This window comes from Kitasatospora sp. NPDC127121 (genome assembly GCF_042677305.1).
GTDB lineage: Bacteria > Actinomycetota > Actinomycetes > Streptomycetales > Streptomycetaceae > Kitasatospora.
The window spans coordinates 1-21266 of the sequence record NZ_JBHXTQ010000071.1; the positions used below are offsets into that span (position 1 = coordinate 1).

General features: G+C 76.9%; 3 protein-coding genes and 1 pseudogene. 1 reads left to right on the forward strand and 3 read right to left on the reverse strand.

Annotation, left to right across the window (positions count from 1 at the left end; genetic code table 11):
- Positions 1-194, forward strand: a pseudogene (locus ACFVHI_RS28355) (hypothetical protein); the annotation flags it as partial.
- 74 nt (positions 195-268) lie between these two features.
- On the opposite strand, the gene ACFVHI_RS28360 reads toward ACFVHI_RS28355, so the two are convergent.
- The 3 genes from ACFVHI_RS28360 to ACFVHI_RS28370 form a co-directional block, all read right to left on the reverse strand.
- Positions 269-781 (reverse strand): GNAT family N-acetyltransferase, encoded by a 513-nt coding sequence (locus ACFVHI_RS28360; RefSeq protein WP_063350452.1) that lies wholly within the window; start codon positions 779-781, stop codon positions 269-271.
- A gap of 45 nt (positions 782-826) precedes the next feature.
- Positions 827-1030, reverse strand: coding sequence for an MbtH family NRPS accessory protein (locus ACFVHI_RS28365; RefSeq protein WP_063350451.1), 204 nt, complete (start codon positions 1028-1030; stop codon positions 827-829).
- Positions 1031-1122: 92 nt separating this feature from the next.
- Entirely contained in the window at positions 1123-21255 is a 20133-nt protein-coding gene (locus ACFVHI_RS28370; RefSeq protein ID WP_380344065.1) for a non-ribosomal peptide synthase/polyketide synthase, read from the reverse strand.
- Between the last annotated feature and the right edge of the window lie 11 nt (positions 21256-21266).

The following is a 21266-nucleotide window of genomic DNA, read 5'->3' on the forward strand; positions in this document are numbered from 1 at the left end:
ACCTCCCCACCGGCGGCCGGGCGCCGGCGCCGCTGTGGACGCTGGGGTCGCTGCGGCGCGGCAACCTGCTGGAGACGACCGCCATCCCGGAGATCCGCTGCCAGGCCGACGACCTCGCCCTGCTGCTGGGCCGCAGCACGGTGGGGACGCCGAGCGGGCCGGGAGCGCCGAACGGAGCGGTACCGGCCCGCTGAGCGGGCACGCACGTCAGCGGCCCGCGGCGCGACCGGACGCGCCGCGGGCCGCGGTCATACCCGGCCGGGCCCGGTCAGGCCTGGTCGGTCGTCGAGAGCGCCACCACCTTCGTCACCGAGCCGTCGTCCCCGACGACGTCGCGCAGGTGCCGGAAGCCCAGCCGTCGGGACATCGCCAGGCTCGGGGCGTTCTCCGCGCCCACCATGCCGTAGACCTCCTTGAGGCCCAACTCGTCGGCGGCGTACCGGATCAGGCCGCGGACCACCTCGGTGCCCAGGCCCCGGCCCCAGAACTCCGGGGCGAGGGCGGTGACCAGCTCGTGGCCGTCGACGTTCCCGGTCTTCTTCACCTCGGCGTGGCCCGCGTACCTCCCGTCCAGCCACAGGCCCCACACGTCGAAGAGCTGCTGCGGGTACACGTCGGTCAGGATCGCGCGGAACAGCGCGCGGATCTGCGGCTCGGGCACCAGGTCCTGGCCCATCCAGCTGCACACGTCAGCGTTGCGGAGGAGGGAGACGAAGGCGTCCTCGTCCTCGGCCCGGTAGGGGATGAACTCCAGGTGTTCGGTGCGCAGCGAAGGGGTCACGGTCAGCTCCTCGGGGTTGTCGTGGGACGGAAGTACTGCGGCCGGTCAGGATCCGGCGTTCTCCATGCGCTCGCGCAGGCTCCGCGGCCGCATGTCGGTCCACACCTCGTCGACGTAGGCGGTGCACTCCGCCTCGGTGCCCTCCTGGCCGACGGGCTGCCAGCCGGCGGGCACGTCGAGGTCGACCGGCCAGAGGGAGTACTGCTCCTCGTCGTTGCGCAGCACCTGGTAGCGGGTGTTCTCGTCCATGTCGTGCTCCTTCGTCGTTGTCGGGTTTCCGGCGGTGGTCATGCAGCGGTGGTCTTGCGGCGGTGGTCTTTTCAGCGGCGGGTGGGCGGCCGTCACCGCCCTCCCCGGGCGTGCCGGGCGATGTGCCGCAGCGCCACGGCGAACTCCTCGGCCACCCGGCGCACGGTCGCCGTGTCGTGGAGGGCGGGGCGGTGGTGCCAGGTGAAGGCGAGGCGCCCGTGCTGCGCCGCGCCCACCACCTCCACCGGGTGCGAGCCGCCGTCGCGGGGGTCGTGGTCCTGCCCGAAGGAGCCGTGCTCGGCGCGGACCAGGCCGTCGCCGGCGGTCTCGGGCCGTGCGTCCCACTGGCCGAGGTAGTTGAAGACCACCTGGCCGTGCGCGCCGGCGGCGAGGCGCTCGCGGACCTCGGGCGGGCCGAAGGTGCGCAGGGCGCCGAAGCCCAGCCCGTTGCCCGGCACGGCGCGCAGCTGGCGGCGGATCGACTTCACCAGGGCGCGCCAGTCGCGGTCCGGGCCGAGGTCCTCGGGGTCGGGGACGTGGAAGGTGACCGGGTGCATGGTGGTGAACCAACCGACCGTGCGGGACAGGTCCACGCCCTCCACGACGTCCTCCCGGCCGTGCCCCTCCAGGTCCAGCCGGATCCGCTCGTGGCCGGTCCAGCGGGCCAGTGCCAGGGCGAGGGCGGTCAGCAGCACGTCGTTGACGCGGGTGCGGTAGGCCGCCGGGGCTGCGCGCAGCAGTGCCTCGGTGTCCTCCTCGTCCAGTTCGACGGTGACCGTCGCGGTCTCGGCGGCACCGGGCTCGGCGGGTCGGCCGGGCAGGGCCTCGGCGGCGCTCACCGCCTCGTCCCAGTAGGGCAGTTCGTGGTCCAGGCCGCCGTCGGCGACATGGGCCGCGAGCCGGAGCGCCCAGTCCCGGTAGGAGGTGCCGCGCTCCCCCAGCGTGATCGGCGTGCCCAGGGCGGCCTGCCGGTAGGCGCTCTCCAGGTCGTCGCGCAGCAGGCGCCAGGAGACGGCGTCGACGACCAGGTGGTGGGCGACCAGCAGCAGGAGCGCCGGGCGGTCCGGGGCGCCGGTGAACAGGGCCGCCCGCAGCAGCGGGCCCCGGGCCAGGTCGAAGCCGCCGTGCAGTTCGTCGGCCGCCTTGGACATCGCCGCGTCGGCGGCATCGGCGCTCTGCCCGGCCAGGTCGTACCGGACGAGGACGTCCTCGGCGGGAGCGGGCGGCGGGTTGAACTGGTGCCAGCCCGTCTCGTCGTGGGTGAAGCGCAGGCGCAGGGCGTCGTGGTGTTCGAGCAGGGCGTCCAGCGCGGCCCGCAGTGCCCGCGGGTCGGGGTCGGCGCCGAGTTCGAGCAGGGTCGACTGGTTGAAGTGGTGGTGGGCGGCGCGCGGGGTGGTCAGGAACCACTCCTGGATGGGGGTGAGCGGCACGTCCCCGGTGACCGGGCCGTCGTCCTCGCGGTCGGGGGCGGTGCGCACCACGGTGGCCAGTTCGGCCACCGTCTGGTGGGTGAACAGCTCCCGGGTGGCGAGGTACAGGCCGTCCCGGCGCAGCCTGGACACCACCTGCATGCTGAGGATGGAGTCGCCGCCGAGCAGGAAGAAGTTGTCGTCGGCGCCGACCTCCTCGATGCCCAGGACGTCGGCCCAGATCCGGGCGATCCGGCGTTCGGTGTCGGTGCCCGGCTCCCGGCGCGGACCGGCCGCGGCCTGCGCGGGCCCGGGTTCGGGCAGGGCCCGGCGGTCGAGCTTGCCGTTCGGGGTGAGCGGCAGCCGTTCCAGCGGTACGAACACCGACGGGACGAGGTGCGGCGGCAGCAACCCGGCCAGGTGGGCGCGCAGTTCGGCGGCGGGCAGGCCCGCAGCGGCCCCGCCGTCGCCGTCGTCCTCCGGTGCGGCACCGCCCGGTGCGGCACCGCCCGCCGGGACGACGTAGGCGACCAGCCGGCCGGCTCCGGAGCCCGTACCGCTCCCGGGGGCGTCGGCGCGCACGGTGACGACGGCGTCGCGCACCAGGGGGCTGCGGCGCAGCGCGCTCTCGATCTCGCCCGGTTCGATCCGGAAGCCGCGCAGCTTGATCTGGTCGTCGACGCGGCCGGCGAAGCGCAGTTCGCCGTCGGCGTCCCGGTGGGCGAGGTCGCCGGTACGGTACATCCGCTCGCCCGGCGCGCCGAAGGGGTCGGCGAGGAACCGCCCGGCCGTCAGCCCCGGGCGGCCGAGGTAGCCGCGGGCGAGGCCGGGGCCGGCCAGCCAGAGCTCTCCGGTCACGCCGGGCGGCACCGGCCGCAGGGCGGCGTCCAGGACGTAGCTGCGGGCGGCGCCGCCGGGGCGGCCGATCGCGGGTGTGCCGGTGCCGGGCGACAGCGGGCCCGTCCAGGTGGCGACCACGGTGGCCTCGGTGGGGCCGTAGGCGTTGATCATCCGGCGGCCGGGGGCCCAGGTGTCGACCAGGTCGGCCGGGCAGGCCTCCGCCCCGACGACCAGGGTGCGCAGGGCGGGCAGGGTCGCGGCCGTCTCCGGGTCCACGGTGGCCAGGGCCGCCGGGGGGATCAGGGCGTGGGTGATGCGCCGTTCGGCCAAGACCTCGGCCAAGCGCTCGCCGACGAGCGGCCCCTCCTCCCCCGTGACCAGGGTGGCCCCGCTGAGCAGGGAGACGCACAGCTCCAGGACGGAGGCGTCGAAGCTGGGCGAGGCGAACTGGAGCACCCTGGCCCCGGGGCCGGCGGCGTACTGCTCGGCGGCGGCCGCCGCGAAGGCGGCGAGTCCGGCGTGGGTCACCAGGACGCCCTTGGGCGTGCCGGTCGATCCGGAGGTGTAGATGACGTAGGCCGGGTGTCCGGGGGTGAGCGGGGTGGCGCGGTCGGCGTCGGTCGGCGCGGTGGCGCGGTCGGTGTCGGTGGCGCGGTCGGTGGAGCGGTCGGTGGCGCGGTCGGCGTCGGTGGGCGGGGTCTGCGGCCCGTCGGCGGACCACACCTCGGCCGGGTCGTCGAGCACCAGGTGGGCGCCCGCGTCGCGCACCATGAACTCCCGCCTGGGCGCCGGGTAGTCCGGGTCCACCGGAAGGAAGGCGCCGCCGGCCTTGGCCACGGCGAGCTGGGCCACCACCGCCGCCGCCGAGCGGGGCAGGGCGAGGGCGACCAGCCGCTCCGGCCCCACGCCGCGCCGGATGAGCCGGTGGGCCAGCCGGTTGGCCGCCCGCTCCACCTCGGCGTAGCTCAGCTCGCGACCGCCGTCGAGCAGCGCCACCGCGTCGGGGTTGCGGGCGGCCTGGCGCTCGAAGAGTTCGGCCAGGGTCGCCTCGGGGACGGGCCGGAAGGTGCCGCGCGCCCGGTCGAGTTCGGCGGCCAGCTGGTCGCCGCCGGCCAGCGGCAGCGCGCCGATGGCGCGATCCGGGTCCTCGGCGACGGCGGTCAGCAGGGTGGCGAGCTGGCCGGCCATCCGCTCGGCCGTGGCCGGGTCGAACAGGTCGGTGTTGTAGGTGATCAGGCCGTGCAGCGCGCCGGAGTCGGCCTCCGCGAACTCCAGCGCGAGGTCGAAGGCCGCCTGCGTGGTGTCGGTCTCGACGTCGGTCACGTGCAGGCCCGGGAGGTCGAGGTCGGCGGCCGGGGTGTTCTGGAGGACGACCAGGGCCTGGAAGAGCGGGCTGCGGCTGGTGTCGCGCACCGGCTGCACCTCGTCGACCACGCGCTCGAACGGCACGTCCTGGTGGGCGAAGGCGTCCCGGACGGTCTGCCGGACCTCGCCGAGGAAGTCGCCGAAGGGCTGCCCGGGCTCCACCCGCGAGCGCAGCACCAGGGTGTTGACGAAGAAGCCGACGAGCCGCTGGGTCTCCGCCTGCTCGCGGCCGGAGGTGACGGTGCCGACGGCGATGTCCTGGTCGCCGCCGAGCCGGGCGAGGTAGGCCTGCGCGGCGGCGACCAGGGTGGTGAACAGGGTGGCGCCGCGCTCCCGGCCGACCCGGGCCAGTCGGCGGGCCGTGTCGGCGGGCAGCTCCAGGCGGGCGGTGGCCCCGTTGGTGGTGCGCACGGCGGGCCGGGGCCGGTCGGTGGGCAGGCGCAGCGTCGAGACGTCGGCCAACTGCTCCTTCCAGTAGGCGAGTTGGTCGGCCCCGGAGGCGCCGACCGTGCGCTGCCAGTGCGCGTAGTCGGCGTACTGCACCGGCAGCGGCGCCAACCGGCTTTCCCCGGAGCCGAGTTCGACGCGGTAGAGGTGGGCCAGATCGGTGAGCAGGACGGCGGTCGACCAGCCGTCGGTGACGATGTGGTGCAGGGTCAGGGCCAGCACGTGGTCGCCCTCGGCCAGCCGCACCAGGGCGGTGCGCAGCAGCGGTCCGCGGCGCAGGTCGAAGGGGCGGGCCCGCTCGGCGGCGAGCAGGCCGCGCAGGGCCGCCGCCCGCGGCTGCGCCGGCAGGCCGGACAGGTCGTGCAGCGGCAGCGGCACGTCCTGCGGCGGGTGGACGAGCTGGACGCCGTGACCATCGACGCTGTCGAAGGTGGTGCGCAGCGACTCGTGCCGGGCCGCGAGGGCGCGCAGGGCCGCGCCGAGGGCGTCGGTGTCCAGGGCGCCGCGCAGGCGCAGCGCGAGCGCGGTGACGTACTCGGCACCGCCGGGCGCGAACTCCTCCAGGAACCACAGGCGTTGCTGGGCGTACGACATCGGCGCGGCGCCGTCGCGGGCGACCGGGAGGACGGGCGGGCGCCCCTGGCCGCCCGGGCGGCCCTGCTCCTCGGTGAGCAGGCGGGCCAGGCCGGCCGGGGTGGGGTGGTCGAAGACGGCGCGGGGGGTGAGGTCGGCGCCGAAGGCCTCGGCCAGGCGGGCGGCGAGCCGGATGCTGAGGATGGAGTCGCCGCCCAGTTCGAAGAAGCCGTCCTCCACGCCGGGCGGCCGGATGCCCAGGACGTCGCCGAAGACCTCGGCGGTGCGGCGTTCGGCGTCGGTGCGCGGCTCGACCCGCGCGCGGCGTCCGCTCCCGTGCTCCTCGTCCGGCGCCGGGAGGGCCGCCCGGTCGACCTTGCCGTTGCGGCTCAGCGGGAGGGCGGCGAGCGGGACGAAGGCGGCGGGGACGAGGTAGTCGGGCAGCGCGCGGGCGGCGAAGGCCCGCAGTTCCTCGGGTTCGTCGCCCGCCGGGCCGACCAGGTAGGCCACCAGGCGCCGGGCGCCGGGCCGGTCCTCGCGGGTGACCACGGCGACGTCGGTGACCTGGGGGTGGCGGGCGAGCGCGGCCTCCACCTCGCCGGGTTCGACCCGGAAGCCGCGGATCTTCACCTGGTCGTCCGCGCGGCCCAGGAACTCGACGGTGCCGTCCGGGCGCCGCCTGGCCAGGTCGCCGGTGCGGTACATCCGGGCGCCGGGCGGTCCGGAGGGGTCGGCGAGGAAGCGGGCCGCGGTCTCGCCGGGCCGGCCCAGGTAGCCGCGGGCCACGCCCTCGCCGGCCACGTACAGCTCGCCCGCGCAGCCCGGCGGGACGGGCCGCAGGAGCCGGTCGAGGACGTGCACGCGGCGGTCGTCCAGGGGGTGGCCGATCGGCAGGGTGTCGGGCACCGCCGCCGCCTCCGCGACGGCGTGGGCGGTGGCGAAGGTCGTGGTCTCGGTGGGCCCGTAGCCGTCCACCACGGTCAGCCCGGGGCAGGCCGCCAGGACGCGGCGCACCGCGGCGGCGGGCACCACGTCCCCGCCGGTCCACAGCGTGCGCAGGCCCGCGAAGCAGTCCGGCGCGTCCTGGGCGAGCAGCCGGAAGAGCCCGGCGGTGAGCCACAGCGCCGTCGGCCCGTCCGGTCCGGCGAGCCGCCGCAACAGGGCGGCGTCCACCGGCCCGGCGGGGGCGACGAGCACGCAGCCGCCGCCCAGCAGCGGCGCCCAGACCTCGAAGGTGGCGGCGTCGAAGGCGACCGGCGAGTGCAGCAGCACCCGGGCGCAGCGGCCGTCGGCGAAGCGGCTGTCGGTGGCGAGCGAGGCCACGTCGCGGTGCCGTACCGCCACCGCCTTGGGCACCCCGGTGGAGCCCGAGGTGAACATCACGTACGCCAGCCGGTCGGGGTCGGCGGGCGGCAGGGCCGCCACCGGCGCGGCCGCGCCGGTGCGCGCGGCGGCGACCTGCTCGGCGGTGAGCCGCAGGGCGGCGCCGACCTGGTCGAGCAGCGCGCGGCGGCGCTCCTCGGGGGCCCGGAGGTCGACGGGCAGGTAGGCGCCGCCCGCCTTGAGGACGGCCAGCTGGGCGGCGACGAGTTCGGCGGAGCGGTCCATCAGCAGCGCCACCCGGCCTTCGGGGGCCAGGCCGTCGGCCAGCAGCCGGGCCGCCAGGCGGTCGGACCAGTCGTCGAGCTGGCGGTAGGTCAGTTCGCGGTCGCCGTCGCGCACGGCGGGCGCGCCCGGGGTGCGCCTGGCCTGCTCGGCGAAGACCTGGAGCGGGCTGCGCGGCGCCGCCGGGCGGGCGGTGCCGTGCCAGGAGGCCAGCTGCTCCCGGTCGGCGGGGGTGAGCTGGTCCAGCTCGGCGAGGTCGCCGTCGAGGCCGTCGGCGAGGGCGGTGAGCAGCAGGACCAGGCGGTCGGCCGCGCCGTGGGCCGTCCGGTGGTCGAAGAGCGCGGGGTCGTAGGCCAGGTCGAAGCCGAGCCGCTCGGCCAGGTGGGCGCGCAGGCACCAGGGGAAGGTGGTGGCGTCGTCGGCGCGCACCTCGACCACCCGCACCCCGGTCCGGTCGGCGGCCGACTCGTCGACGGGGTAGTTCTCGAAGACCGCCATGCTGTCGAACAGCGGCTCCCCGGTGGGCAGGTCGCTCAGGGCCTGGACGCGCGGCAGGGCCAGGTGGTCGAAGCGGCGGCCGTCGCTCTGGCGTTCCTGGAGCTCCCGCAGCCAGGGCAGCACACCGCCCGAGGGGATCGGGACCCTGGTCGGCACGGTGTTGATGAACAGGCCGATCATCGACTCGACGCCGGGCAGTTCGGCCGGGCGCCCTGACACGGTGGTGCCGAAGACCACGTCGTCGCCGCCGCTGTAGCGGGCCAGCAGCAGCGCCCAGGCGCCCTCCACCACGGTGTTGACGGTCAGTCCGGCAGCGGCGGCGTTCTCGCGCAGCCGCCGGGAGAGCGTCTCGTCCAGTTCGCGGTGGGCGGCGGCGCTGGAGCGGGCGCGGTGGGCCCGGGTCGGCGGGCGGTCGTACGGCAGCGGGGTCCGGCCGGTGAATCCGGCCAGCAGGCCGCGCCAGTGGGCCTCGGCCGCCTCCTCGTCCTGGTCGTGCAGCCAGCCCAGGAAGTCGGCGAACGGCCGTCGGACCGGCCGGGGCGCCTGCGGGCCGCCGGTCAGCGCGGCGTACTCCTCGCACACCTCGGTGAGCAGCTGCCCGGTGCTCCAGCCGTCCAGGATCAGGTGGTGGGTGGACCACAGCAGCAGGACCTCGTCGCCGGGCAGCGCGGCCAGGGTCAGCCGGGTGAGCGGCGCGGTGGCGAGGTCCATCCCGGCGGCGCGCTCCTCGGCGAGCAGCCGCTCCGTCCGGTCGGCGCGCTGCCCGGGCGCCAGGTCGCGCCAGTCGAGGTGGCGGACGGGCAGTGCGGCGTGCCGGGCGACCACCTGGACGGGGTGCGGCAGGCCGCGCCAGTGAACGCTGGAACGCAGTGCCGGGGTACGGTCGGCGACCAGTTGCCAGGCCTCGGCGAAGGCCCGCGGGTCGGCGACGCCGGCCAGGCGCACCGCGATCCGGTCGACGTAGGCGCCGTCGGCGTCGACGAGCCCGTGGAAGAGCATGCCGGACTGCAGCGGCGTCAGCGGCAGCACGTCGTCGGTCTCGCGCCCGTCGCCGACGAGCCGGTCCAGCCGGTCCTGGTCGAGGCCGGCGAGCGGGAAGTCCGACGGGGTGCGGCCGCCGGCGTCCGGGCGGGCGCAGTGCGCGGCCAGCTCGTGCAGCGCGGCGCCCATCTCCTCGGCGAGCCCGCGGACGGTCGCCTCGTCGTAGACGGCGGCGGGGTAGGTCCACGCCAGTTCGAGGCGGCCGTCCTGGACCGCGCCGATGATGTCCAGCAGGTAGGGGCGGGGCTCGTCGGGGTCGGTGTCGCGACCGGCCGGGGGCAGCGCGCCGCGGACCAGGCCGTCGGCGCCGCCGCGGGTGTCCCACTGGCCGTGGTAGTTGAAGCCGATCTGCGGCGCCGCCGCGCCGGTCAGCGGGCCGTCCGGCCGCAGGTGGCGCAGCGCGCCGTGGCTGAGTCCGCGCAGCGGGACGGCGCGCAGCTGCTCCTTGACCGAGCGCAGGGTGTCGTGCCACCCGGCGTCGGGGTCGACGCGCAGGGCGAGCGGGAACTCGGCGGTGAACCAGCCCACCGTCCGGGAGAGGTCCAGGTCCTCGAAGAGGTCCTCGCGGCCGTGCCCCTCCACTCCGACCAGCACGGTGTCCCGGCCGCACCAGCGGGCCAGGGTGCGGCCCAGGGCGCTGAGCAGGACGTCGTTGACCTGGGTGCGGTAGACCTCGGGGACGCGGCGCAGCAGTGCCTCGGTGGTCCGCTCGTCCAGCGTCACCTGGACGGTGGCAGCGGTGGCGTGGGTGTTGGGGGCGTTGGTGTTCGGGGCAGGGGTGTTGGGGGCGTCGGTGTCAGGGGCGGGGCGGCCGGCGGGCAGGTCGGCCGGGGCCGCGCCGGTGCGCGTCCAGTGGCCGAGGTCGCCGTCCAGGGCGCCGGCGCGGGTGTGCCGCTCCAGCCGGGTGGCCCAGCGGCCGTAGGACGTGCCGGTCGACGGCAGGGCGACGGGGGCTCCGGCGCGGGCCGTGCGGTACGCCGCTTCGAGGTCGGCCAGCAGGATGCGCCAGGAGACGCCGTCCACGGCCAGGTGGTGGACGGTGAGGACGAGTTGGCCCGGCTGCCGGGGGCCGCGGTCGAAGAACAGGGCGCGCAACACGCGGCCCTCGACGGGGTCGAGGGAACGCTGGGCCTCGTCGGTGGCGCGCTGGACCTGCGCCTCCAGGTCCTGGCCGGTGAGGTCCGGGTGGCTGACGTCGTGCCGGGTGAAGACGCCGTCCGCCCCCTGGGGAAGCACCTCCTGGCGCCAGCCGGCCTCGGTGCGGTGGAAGCGGGTGCGCAGGGCCGCGTGGTGCTCCACCAGGGCCAGCACCGCCCGGCGCAGGGCCGCCGGATCGGCGCCGGGGGCCAGCTCCAGGCGCTGGGTCATGGTGAAGCGCAGGGTGTCGCCGGGGCGGCGGCCGTCGAGGTACCAGTGCTGGATCGGGGTGAGCGGCGCCTCGCCGGGCTCGGCTTCGCCGACTATCTGATGCTCTGCCGGATCTCCTGCGCACAGCGCGAGTTCGGCGATGTTCTGGTGGCGGAAGACGTCCTTGGTGGTGAGGGCGAGCCCGGCGGCGCGGGCGCGGGAGACGATCTGGATGCTGAGGATGGAGTCGCCGCCGAGCGCGAAGAAGTTGTCCCGGGTGCCGACGCGCTCCACGCCCAGCACCTCGGCCCAGATCGCGGCGAGCCGTTCCTCGGCACCGGGCCGCGGCGCGACGTACGGGGTGGTGCGGTCGGGCTGGGCGGGCGGCGCGGGCAGCGCGCGCCGGTCGGTCTTGCCGCCGGTGGTCCGGGGTATTCGGGCCAGCGGGACGAACGCGGCGGGCACCAGGTGGTCGGGCAGCGTCCGCCGCAGCCAGGTCCGCAGTTCCTCGGCGGTCGGCACGCGGCGGCCGGCGGGCACCGGGTAGCCGACGAGCACCGTACGGCCGGCGTGCTCGCGTGCGGCGACCGCGCAGTCGGCGACGTCCGGGTGGGCGAGCAGGGCGGCCTCCACCTCCCCGGGCTCGATCCGGAACCCGCGGACCTTGACCTGTTCGTCGGCGCGGCCCCGGAACTCCAGTTGCCCGTTCGCGTCCCAGCGGGCCAGGTCGCCGGTGCGGTACATCCGGGCCCCGGGCGGGCCGTAGGGGTCGGCGAGGAAGCGGGCGGCCGTCAGTCCGGGCCGGTTCAGGTAGCCGCGGGCGACCTGCTCCCCCGCCAGGTACAGCTCCCCCGGCATGCCGGGCGGCACCGGCCGCAGGGCGCCGTCGAGCAGGTAGGCGCCCAGGTTGCGGCCGGGGCGGCCGATGACGGGGCGCTCGGGGTGGTCCGCGCACCGGGCGTAGGCGGCGTCGACGGTGCACTCGGTGGGCCCGTACATGTTGTAGGCGGTGACGCCGAGGTCCGCGTGCGCCGCGCACAGCTCCCGCCAGGTGGCGGCGGGGACGGCCTCGCCGCCGACCAGCAGCAGGCGCGGGTGGTGCGGGCCGGGGGCGAGCAGTCCGGCGGCGGTGAGTTCGCGCAGGAAGGAGGGGGTGACGTTGACCAGGTCCAGGCGGCGGTCGACGACCTGGGCGCAGAAGGCCTGCGGGTCCAGCCGGACGTCCTCGTCGATCAGGTGGAGCTCCTGGCCCAGTGCGAGCAGCAGCGGGCCCTCCCAGCTGGTGTCGAAGGAGAAGGAGGCGCTGAGCGCGGCCCGCAGCCGCGTCCCGTCGGCGGTGTGCGGCGCGACCAGGCCTTCCTGGTGGTCCCGGCAGAGGTTGACCAGCTGGCGGTGTTCGACGACGACGCCCTTGGGGCGGCCGGTCGAGCCGGAGGTGTGGACGAGGTAGGCGGCGTGCTGCGGCAGCAGGGGGGCGGTCCGCTCGGCGTCGGTCAGGTCGTGGGCGGGCAGCGCCGCCCACGGCACCTCGCGCAGGGCCTGCCCGGTCAGCACCACCCGGGGCCGGGTGTCGTCGAGGAGGAGGGCGGCCCGCTCCTCGGGCAGGTCAGGGTCGACGAAGAGCAGGGCGGCGCCCGCCTTGAGCACCGCGAACAGCGCGACCAGCAGGTCCGAGGTGCGCGGCAGCCGGACCGCGACCACCTGTTCCGGGCCGGCGCCGAGGGCGGCGAGGTGGCGGGCGAGCCGGTTGGCCCGCGCGTTGAGGGCGGCGAAGTCGAGGGTGGCGTCCCGGGCGACCAGGGCGGTGGCGTCCGGGGTGCGGGCGGCCTGCGCCTCGAACAGGGCGGGGAAGGTGGTGTCCGGCGCAAGCAGCGGCGCGCCCCGCCCCTGCCGCAGCACCCGGCGGCGTTCGTCGGCCGTCATCAGCGGCAGCGCCCCGACGGCCGTGTCCGGCGCCTCGGCCACGGCCTCCAGCAGGGTGCCCAGCCTGCCGGCCAGCTGCTCGGCGGTCCGCGCGTCGAACAGCCCGGTGTTGTACTCCAGGTAGCCGGTCAGGCCGCCGTCGCGCTCGACGAAGTCGAAGGAGAGGTCGAAGGTGGCGCCGTGGACGGGCGGGGTGACCGGCTCCACCGTCAGGCCCGGCAGGTTCGGCACCTCGGCGCCGAGGTTGTGCAGGGCCACCATGACCTGGAAGAGCGGCGTGCGGCTGGTGTCGCGCTCCGGCTGGAGGGCGTCCACCAGCCGTTCGAAGGGCACCTCCTGGTGGGCGAGCGCCTCCAGGACGGTGCCGTGGGCGGCGGCCAGCAGTTCGCGGAACGACAGCTCCGGCCGGACGGCGCCGCGCAGCACCAGGGTGTTGACGAACATGCCGACCACGTCGTGGAGTTCGCCCTGCTCGCGGCCCGAGGTGACGGTGCCGACCGCGATGTCCTGCTGCCCGGACCAGCGGGCGAGCAGGACCTGGCAGGCCGCCAGGAGCGTGGTGTAGAGGGTGCCGTCGGCCTCCCGGCCCCGTTCGCGCAGCCGCGCGGTCAGCCCTGCGGGCAGGGTGAAGGCGACCAGCGCGCCGTCCCGGGTGCGCACGGCCGGGCGCGGCCGGTCGGTGGGCAGCTCCAGCGGGGTCAGGCCGTCCAGGGCCCGGCGCCAGTGGGCGAGGTCCGCCTCGGCGAGGTCGGTGCGCGCGCGCTGCCAGGCCGCGTAGTCGGTGTAGCGCACGGGCAGCACGGGCAGCCGTGGCGGGCGCCCCTCGCGGGCCGCCGCGTACAGCTCGCCCAGGTCACGGCCCAGGACGCCCATCGACCAGCCGTCGGTGGCGATGTGGTGCACGGCCAGCGCGAGCACGTGCTCGTCCGCGGCCGTCCGGACCAGCCGGGCCCGCAGCAGGGGCCCGGCGGCCAGGTCGAACGGGGTGGCGGCGATCCGCTCCAGCAGCGCGTCCAGGGCCGCCGGGGGCGCCCCGGCGAGGTCCTCGCACGGCAGCTCGACCGGCTGCGGCGGGCGCACCACCTGCCGGGCGCGGCCGTCCCGCTCGGCGAAGGTGGTCCGCAGCGCCTCGTGCCGGGCGACCAGGGCGTCCAGGGCGGTGCCCAGCGCGGCCCGGTCGAGCGCTCCGCGCAGGCGCAGCACGGACAGCGAGGTGTACTCGGTGCTGCCCGGCTCGAACCGGTCGAGGAACCAGAGCCGCTGCTGGGCGTACGACAGCGGCGGCTCGGCCGCCGGGTCCGCGGCCGGGATGACGGTTCGTCCAGGGGACGCCCCGCCCGGCTCGCCGAGCGAGCCGAGGGAGCCGGGCGAGCCGAGGGCCTCGGCCAGGTCCGCCAGAACCGGGTGGGTGAACAGCAGCCGGGGCGAGAGCTCCGCCGACCCGAAGGCCGCGCGCAGCCGGGCGGTGACCCGGACGGCGAGGATGGAGTCGCCGCCCAGGGCGAAGAAGTCGTCCTCGGCGCCGATCTCCCCGGTGTCCAGGACCTCCGTCCAGGCCGCGGCGACCAGCCGCTCGGCACGGGTGCGGGGCGCGGTGCGCTGCCGGCCGGCGGCGAAGCCCGCCGGGCCGGGCACGGGCAGCGCGCGCCGGTCGAGCTTGCCGTTGGGGGTGAGCGGCAGGGCCGCCAGCGGGACGTACGCGGCGGGCACCAGGTAGGCGGGCAGCAGCCGTTCGAGGTGGGCGCGCAGGTCGGCGGCGGCCGGGGGGTGGGCCGCGCCCGGACCGGCGACGACGTGGGCGACCAGCCGGCGGGTGCCGGAGGCGTCCTGGTACACGCCCACGGTGGCGGCGCCCACGCCCGGGTGGGTCTGGAGGGCGGCCTCGATCTCGCCGGGTTCGATCCGGTAGCCGCGGATCTTGACCTGCTGGTCGGCGCGGCCCAGGTAGCGCAGGGTGCCGTCGGCCTGCCGGCTGGCCCGGTCGCCGGTGCGGTACATCCGGGTGCCCGGGGCGCCGAAGGGGTCGGCGAGGAAGCGGGTGGCGGTCAGGCCGGGCCGGTTGAGGTAGCCGCGGGCCAGGCCCTCCCCGGCCACGTACAGCTCGCCCACGGCGCCCGGGGGCACCGGGGCCAGGTGGGCGTCGAGGACGTACAGCCGCAGGTCCGGGAGGCCGGTGCCGATCGGTGCGGGGCCGCCGGCGGCGGCGGTCGCGCGCTCCAGCGGGGCCTGGGTGACGTGCACGGTCGTCTCGGTGATGCCGTACATGTTCACCAGGCGCGGCGCGTCCTGCGGGTGGCGGTCGTACCAGTCGGCGAGGCGGCCGGCGTCCAGGGCCTCGCCGCCGAAGACCACCGTGCGCAGCGCCAGCCGGCGGGAGAGCTCGGGGTGTTCGGCGTCGGCGCGGGCCAGCGGGTGGAAGGCGGACGGGGTCTGGTTGAGGACGGTGACGCCTTCGTCCACGAGCAGCCGCAGGAAGTCCTCCGGGGAGCGGGCGGTGTCCTCGGGCACGACGACGAGCCGGCCGCCGTGCAGCAGCGGGCCCCACAGCTCCCAGACCGAGAAGTCGAAGGTGTAGGAGTGGAACAGCGTCCAGACGTCCTCGGCGCCGAAGCCGAACACGCCGCTGGTCTGCTCGAACAGCCGCACCACGTTGGCGTGCGGCACCACGACGCCCTTGGGGCGGCCGGTGGAGCCGGAGGTGAAGATGGCGTAGGCGGGGCTGTCGGGCAGCGGGCGGTGCCGGGCGGCGAGCGGGGCGGCCGGGCCCCGGGCCAGGTCGGCGCGCAGTTGCGGGTCGGCGAGGGAGAGGACGGGCACCCCGTGCTCGAAGCTCTCGGGCGGCCCGCCGGGTCCGTGGGTCACCAGGGCCACCGGTGCGGCGTCGCCCAGCAGTTGGGCGCGGCGCTCGGCGGGCAGGCCCGGGTCGAGCGGCAGGTAGGCCGCGCCCGTCTTGAGGACGGCGAGGACGGCCACGACCAGGTCGGCCGTGCGGGGCAGCGCGAGGGCCACGAACCGCTCGGGCCCGGCGCCGAGTTCGGCCAGCCGGTGGGCGAGGCGGCCGGCCCGCGCGTCCAGGGCGGCGTAGTCGAGGTGCTCGTCGCCGCAGGTGACGGCCTCGGCGTGCGGGGTGCGGGCGGCCTGCGCCTCGAAGAGGTCGACCAGGGTCCGGTCGGGGCGGCCCTTCACGGTGCCGTCCCAGTCGGTCAGCAGCCGCCGCTCCTGCGCGGTCGTCCACTCCAGGGCGCGCAGCGGCCGGTCCAGTCCGGCTGCCAGTTCGGTGAGCAGCAGGCAGAGCCGCTCGGCGAGGGTGCGGACCGTCGCGGCGTCGAACAGCTCCGGGTCGTAGGCGAGGTCGAATCCGAAGTGCCCGCCCTGGTAGGCGCGCAGGACGAGCGGGTAGTTGGTGGCGTCCCGGGAGGTGACCTCCACCAGGCGCACCCCGCTGCCGGCCGTGCGGGCGTCGTCGAAGGGGTAGTTCTCGAAGGCGACGATGCTGTCGAACAGCGTCCCGCCGGACGGCACGCCACTGAAGGCGGTGAGTTCGGCGAGGGACACGGCGGCGTGGCGCCGGGCCTCGGCCTGGGCCTCCTGGAGCTCGCGCAGCCAGTCGGCGGCGGTGCGGCCGCCGTCGACCAGGACTCTGGTGGGCAGGGTGTTGATGAACATGCCGATCATCGACTCGACGCCGGGCAGTTCGTCGGGGCGCCCGGAGACGGTCGTCCCGAACAGCACGTCCGGCTCGCCGCTGTAGCGGGACAGCAGCAGGGCCCAGGCGCCCTGCACCACGGTGCCGAGGGTGAGCCCGGCCCGCCGGGCGGTGCGGGCCAGCCGCTCGGAGGCCTCCGGCGACAGGCCCGCGGTGTGCGCGAGCGCCGAGCGGGCCCGGTGGGCCTCGCGCCGGACGCGGTCGGCGGGCAGCGGGGTGGCGGTGGCGAAGCCGTCCAGGACGCCCCGCCAGTGCGCGCGGGCGGCCGCGGCGTCCTGACCGGCCAGCCAGTGCACGTAGTCGGCGAAGGGCCGGCGCACCGCCGGTGCCGGCACGCCCCCGGTGGTGAGGGCCGCGTACTCCTCGAACACGTCGGTGAGCACCTGGGCCAGGCTCCAGCCGTCCAGGATCAGGTGGTGGGAGGTCCACAGCAGGTGCAGGCGGGCCTCGGGCAGCCGGACCAGGGTGAGCCGGGTGAGCGGCGCCGTGGCGAGGTCCAGCCCGTGGGCGAGGTCGTCCGCGCGCAGCCGGGCCAGCCGGTCGGCGCGCTCGCCCGGGTCGACCGCCCGCAGGTCCAGGTGGGTCACCGGCAGCCGGACGCCGCGGCGCACGACCTGGAGGGGGGCGGGGACGCCCTCCCACACCACCGAGGTGCGCAGCGCGGGCGTGCGGTCGGCGACCCGCTGCCAGGCCAGGGCGAAGGCGTGCGGGTCGCCCACGCCCTCCAGCAGCAGGCCGGCCTGGTCCACGTAGACGTCGTCGGGGCCGCCGACCAGGCGGTGGAAGAGCATGCCCTCCTGGAGCGGGGTGAGCGGCAGCAGGTCCTCGACGTCCCGCCCGGCGCCGGCGATCCGGTCCACCCCGGCCTGGTCCAGTCCGGCCAGCGGGTAGTCGGAGGGGGTGCGGCCACCGGCGTCGGGGCGGGCGCAGTGCTCGACGATGCCGGTCAGTGCCGAGGCGGTGGCCTGCGCCAGCGCGCGGACGGTGGCCGTTTCGTGCGCCTGGTCGCTGTAGTGCCAGGTGAGCTCCAGCTCGCCGTCGGCGACGACGGCGGAGACGTCGAGCAGGTGGTCCAGGGGCTCGTCGGCGGCGAGCTCCCGGCCCGGTACCTGGCCGGCGGGCGCGAAGTCGCCGGTCCCGGGGGCGGTCCACTGGCCGTGGTAGGTGAAGCAGACCTGTGGCAGCGGACGGCCCTTCAGGGCGCCGGCGGCGGGCTGGCCGAGCCGGGCCAGGGCCTCGTAGCTCAGGCCCCGGCGGGGTACGGCGCGCAGCTGCTCCTTGACCTGCTTGAGGGTGGCGGCCCAGTCCGGGGCGCCGGCCGGGCCGGCCGGGGCGAGGGTGACGGGGTACTGGGTGGTGAACCAGCCGACGGTCCGGGAGAGGTCGACGCCGTCGACGAGCTCCTCGCGGCCGTGGCCCTCCAGGGCGATGGTCACCCGCTCGGTGCCCGTCCAGTCGGCGAGGGCCCGGCCCAGCGCGCTGAGCAGCACGTCGTTGACCTGGGTCCGGTAGGCCTCGGGGACGCTGCGCAGCAGGGCCTCGGTGGTGGCGCGGTCGAGCCGGGTGCGCAGGGTGCGCACGGAGCCGGCCGTGGGGGTGCCGGGGTGGTCGACGGGCAGCGGGGCGGCCGGGGCCCTGGTCTCGGCGCTCCAGTAGGGCAGGTCGTCGTCGAGGCCTCCGGCCCGGACCAGTTCGGCGAGGTGGTGGGCCCAGTCGGTGAACGGGGTGGGCTCGGGCTCCAGGTGCGGGGCGTCCCCGGCCGCCGCCTGCCGGTAGGCCTGTTCCAGGTCGGCGAGCAGCACCCGCCAGGAGACGCCGTCGACGGCCAGGTGGTGGGCGGTCAGGACGAGTTGGGGCCGGGCGTCGCCGCGGGCCCGGAACAGGACGGCGCGCAGCAGGGTGCCGGTGGCCGGGTCCAGGGCGGCGCGGGCGGCATCGGCGGCCTCGGCCCGGGCTGCTTCAGGGCCGGTGTCGGCGCCGGGGGCGGGCGGGTCGAGTCTGGTCAGCAGCCCGGTGCCCGGGTCCGCGACCGGCTCCTGGCGCCAGGTGTCCCCGGCGCGGGTGAAGCGGGTGCGCAGCGCCGGGTGGGCGGCCAGGACCGCCCGCAGCGCCTGGTCCAGGGCCGGCTCGTCGAGGTCGCGCGGCAGGTCGAGCAGCATCGACATGGTGAAGTGGCGCAGCGGGCCGTGGGCGGCGAAGAACCACTCCTGGACCGGGGTGAGCGGGGCCGGTCCGTCCGCGCGGCGCGGCCGGGCGACGGCCGCGGCGGCCGGGCGGGCGGCGGCGACCAGGTCGGCGACGGTCTGGTGGCGGAAGACGTCCTGGGAGCCGATCCGCAGGCCGGCGGCGCGGGCCCGGGAGACGGCCTGGATGCTCAGGATCGAGTCGCCGCCGAGTTCGAAGAAGTTGTCGGTGACGCCGACCCGCGCCACGCCCAGCACCTCGGCCCAGATCCCGGCGAGGGTCTCCTCCTCGGGGGTGCGCGGGGCGACGAACTCCCCTTCCCGCCCTTCGCCTTCGGGGTCGGGGGCGGGCAGTGCGCGGCGGTCCAGCTTCCCGCTGGTGGTGAGCGGCAGGGTGTCGAGCGCGGTGAACGAGGACGGCACCAGGTGGTCGGGCAGCACCCGCCGCAGGGCGGCGCGAAGGTCGGCGGACGGGCGGGCCGCGCCGTCGGCGAAGACCAGGTAGGCCGCCAGCCGGGTGTGGCCGCGCGCGTCGGGCACGGCGGCGACGGCGGCCGCGGCGACCTGCGGCAGGTCGAGCAGCGCCGCCTCGATCTCGCCGGGTTCGATCCGGTGGCCGCGCACCTTGACCTGGTCGTCGGCGCGCCCGAGGTACTCCAGGCTTCCGTCGGCCGTCCAGCGGGCCAGGTCGCCGGTGCGGTACATCCGGGCGCCGGGCGGCCCGTACGGGTCGGCGGTGAAGCGGGCGGCGGTCAGCCCCGGTCGGCCGGCGTAGCCGCGGGCGACCTGGGCGCCGGCGAGGTGGAGTTCGCCGCTCACCCCGGGCGGCACCGGCTGGAGCCGGTCGTCGAGGACGTAGGCGCGCAGGTTGGGCAGCGGGCGGCCCACCAGGGGCCGGTCACCGCCCGCGATGCGGCAGGCGAGCGCGTCGACGGTGCACTCGGTGGGGCCGTAGTAGTTGTAGGCGGCGACGTCCGGGTGCCCGGCGAGTTCGCGCCAGAGCCGGGGCCCGACGGCCTCGCCGCCGAGCATCAGCACCCGGGGGCGGTGGCGCGGGTCGTCGAGCAGTCCGGCGGGCAGCAGTTGGCGCAGGTAGGAGGGCGTCAGGTCGAGGAAGTCGACGCGGTGGCGCACGACGTACTCGACCAGGGCGGCCGGGTCCATCCTGGTGGTCTCGTCGACCAGGTGCAGCGGGTGGCCGTCGGCCATCAGCAGCACGCCCTCCAGGGAGGTGTCGAAGGAGAACGAGGCGGTCAGCGCCACGCGCAGCGGCCCGCCGCCCGCGTCGGCGACGAAGCCCGCCCGGTGGGCGGCGAGCAGGTTCACCACCGCGCGGTGCGGGACGGCGACGCCCTTGGGGCGGCCGGTGGAGCCGGAGGTGTAGAGCACGTACGCGGTGTTGGCGGGGTGCAGCGGGGCGGTCCGGTCGGCGTCGCCGGGGTCGGTGTCCGGGCCGGTGTCGGGCATTGCCCGGAGCGTCTGCTCGTCCAGGACCAGGGCCGGGCGGGCGTCGTCGAGCAGGTAACGCTGGCGCTCGGCCGGCAGGGCCGGGTCCAGGGGCAGGTAGCCGGCGCCGGCCTTCCAGACGGCGAGGATCGCCACGATCATGTCGGCGGCACGCGGCAGCCGCAGCGCGACCAGCCGTTCGGGGCCGGCGCCGCGGGCGATGAGCTGGTGGGCGAGCCGGTTGGCGCGGGTGTTGAGGGTCGCGTAGTCGAGCCGTTCGGCTCCGGCGACCAGGGCCGGGGCGTGCGGGGTCAGGGCGGCCCTGCGCTCGAACAGCTCGGGGTAGCCGGTGTCCTCGACGGGCAGCGCGGTGGCGTTCCAGTCCCGGGTGACCTGCCGGGTCTCCCGGGGCGAGAGCAGCGGCAGGGTGCCGAGCGGGCGGTCGGGTTCGGCGGCGGCGCCGGCCAGCAGCAGCAGGAGCTGGTCGGCCATCCGGCGGGCGGTGGGCGCGTCGAAGAGGTCGGCGCGGTACTCCAGCAGGCCGGTGAGCGCCTCGCCGTCCGGGACGAACTCGACGCTGAGGTCGAAGGTGGCGGCCTGCCGGGGTACGGCGACCGGGGCGGCTGCCGGCCCGTGCGGGGTGGTGGCCTCGGGCGGCGCGGGGTGCAGCAGGACCAGCACGTCGAACAGCGGGTTGCGGCCCGCCTGGCGGGGCGCGCCGACCGCCTCGACGAGCCGTTCGAAGGGCGTGTCGCCGTGCGCGAGCGCGTCGTTGCCGGTCTCGGTGGCGGCCGCGAGCAGGTCGCGGAAGGATCCGGCGGGCTCCACCCGGGTGCGCAGGACGACGGTGTTGACGAAGCAGCCGACGGCCCGTTCCAGCTCGGTGCGGGAGCGCCCGGGCGTCAGGGAGCCGACGGTGACGTCCTGTTGGCCGGACCAGCGGGCCAGCAGCGCCTGGGTGGCGGCGACCAGGGCGGTGTGCAGGGTGCCGTGCCGCTCGGCCGCGAGCTCGCGCAGCCGGGCGGCGAGCGGCGCGGGGACGGTGAAGGCGTGGACGGCGCCGGGGCCGGCCTCCTCGCCGCGCCGCGGGTGGTCCAGCGGCAGTTCCGGCGGCACCGCACCGGCCAGTTTCGCCTTCCAGTGGGCCAGTTGGCCCTCCAGCCGGGCTCCGGAGAGCTGTTCGCGCTGCCACACCGCGAAGTCCGGGTACTGGACGGCCACCGGGGGCAGGTCCGGGGCGGCGCCGCGGGCCAGGGCCTCGTAGCCGGTGCACAGTTCGTCCAGGACGACGCCCATCGACCAGCCGTCGGTGACGATGTGGTGCGCCGTCACTTGCAGGACGTGCGAGCGGTCCGACTCGGGCACCAGCAGGGCGCGCAGCAGCGGCCCCTGCCGGAGGTCGAAGGGGCGGGAGTACTCCTGGAGCAGGATCGCGTCGAGGCTCTCCCCGTCGGCCGGCTCCCGGACGGGCAGCGGCACCGGACCGGCCGGCCGCACGGTCTGCACCGGGCGGCCGTCGGCCTCGTCGAAGGTGGTCCGCAGCCCCTCGTGGCGGGCCACGACGGCGGCCAGCGCCCCGGCGAGCGCCGCGCGGTCCAGCGGGCCGGTGAACCGTACGGCGACCGCGCTGTTGTAGCGGGGGTCGCCGGGGCGCAGCCGGTCCAGGAACCACAGGCGCTGCTGGACGAAGGAGGGCGGCAGCGGTCGGCTGCGGTCGGCGTGCGGGATGGACCGGTCGGCGGCGGCCCGGGCGCCGCCGGAGCGCCCGGCCAGCCGCAGGCGCAGCGCTTCGCGCAGGTCGGCGGGCAGGGCCTCGGCGCGGTCTCGCTTCGAAGGCGTCATGGTCGTCGGAT

Bases quoted from the DNA above. Each gene is read 5' to 3' on its own strand.
- ACFVHI_RS28370 (WP_380344065.1), bottom strand. From the start codon at position 21,255: ATGACGCCTTCGAAGCGAGACCGCGCCGAGGCCCTGCCCGCCGACCTG.
- ACFVHI_RS28365 (WP_063350451.1), bottom strand. From the start codon at position 1,030: ATGGACGAGAACACCCGCTACCAGGTGCTGCGCAACGACGAGGAGCAG.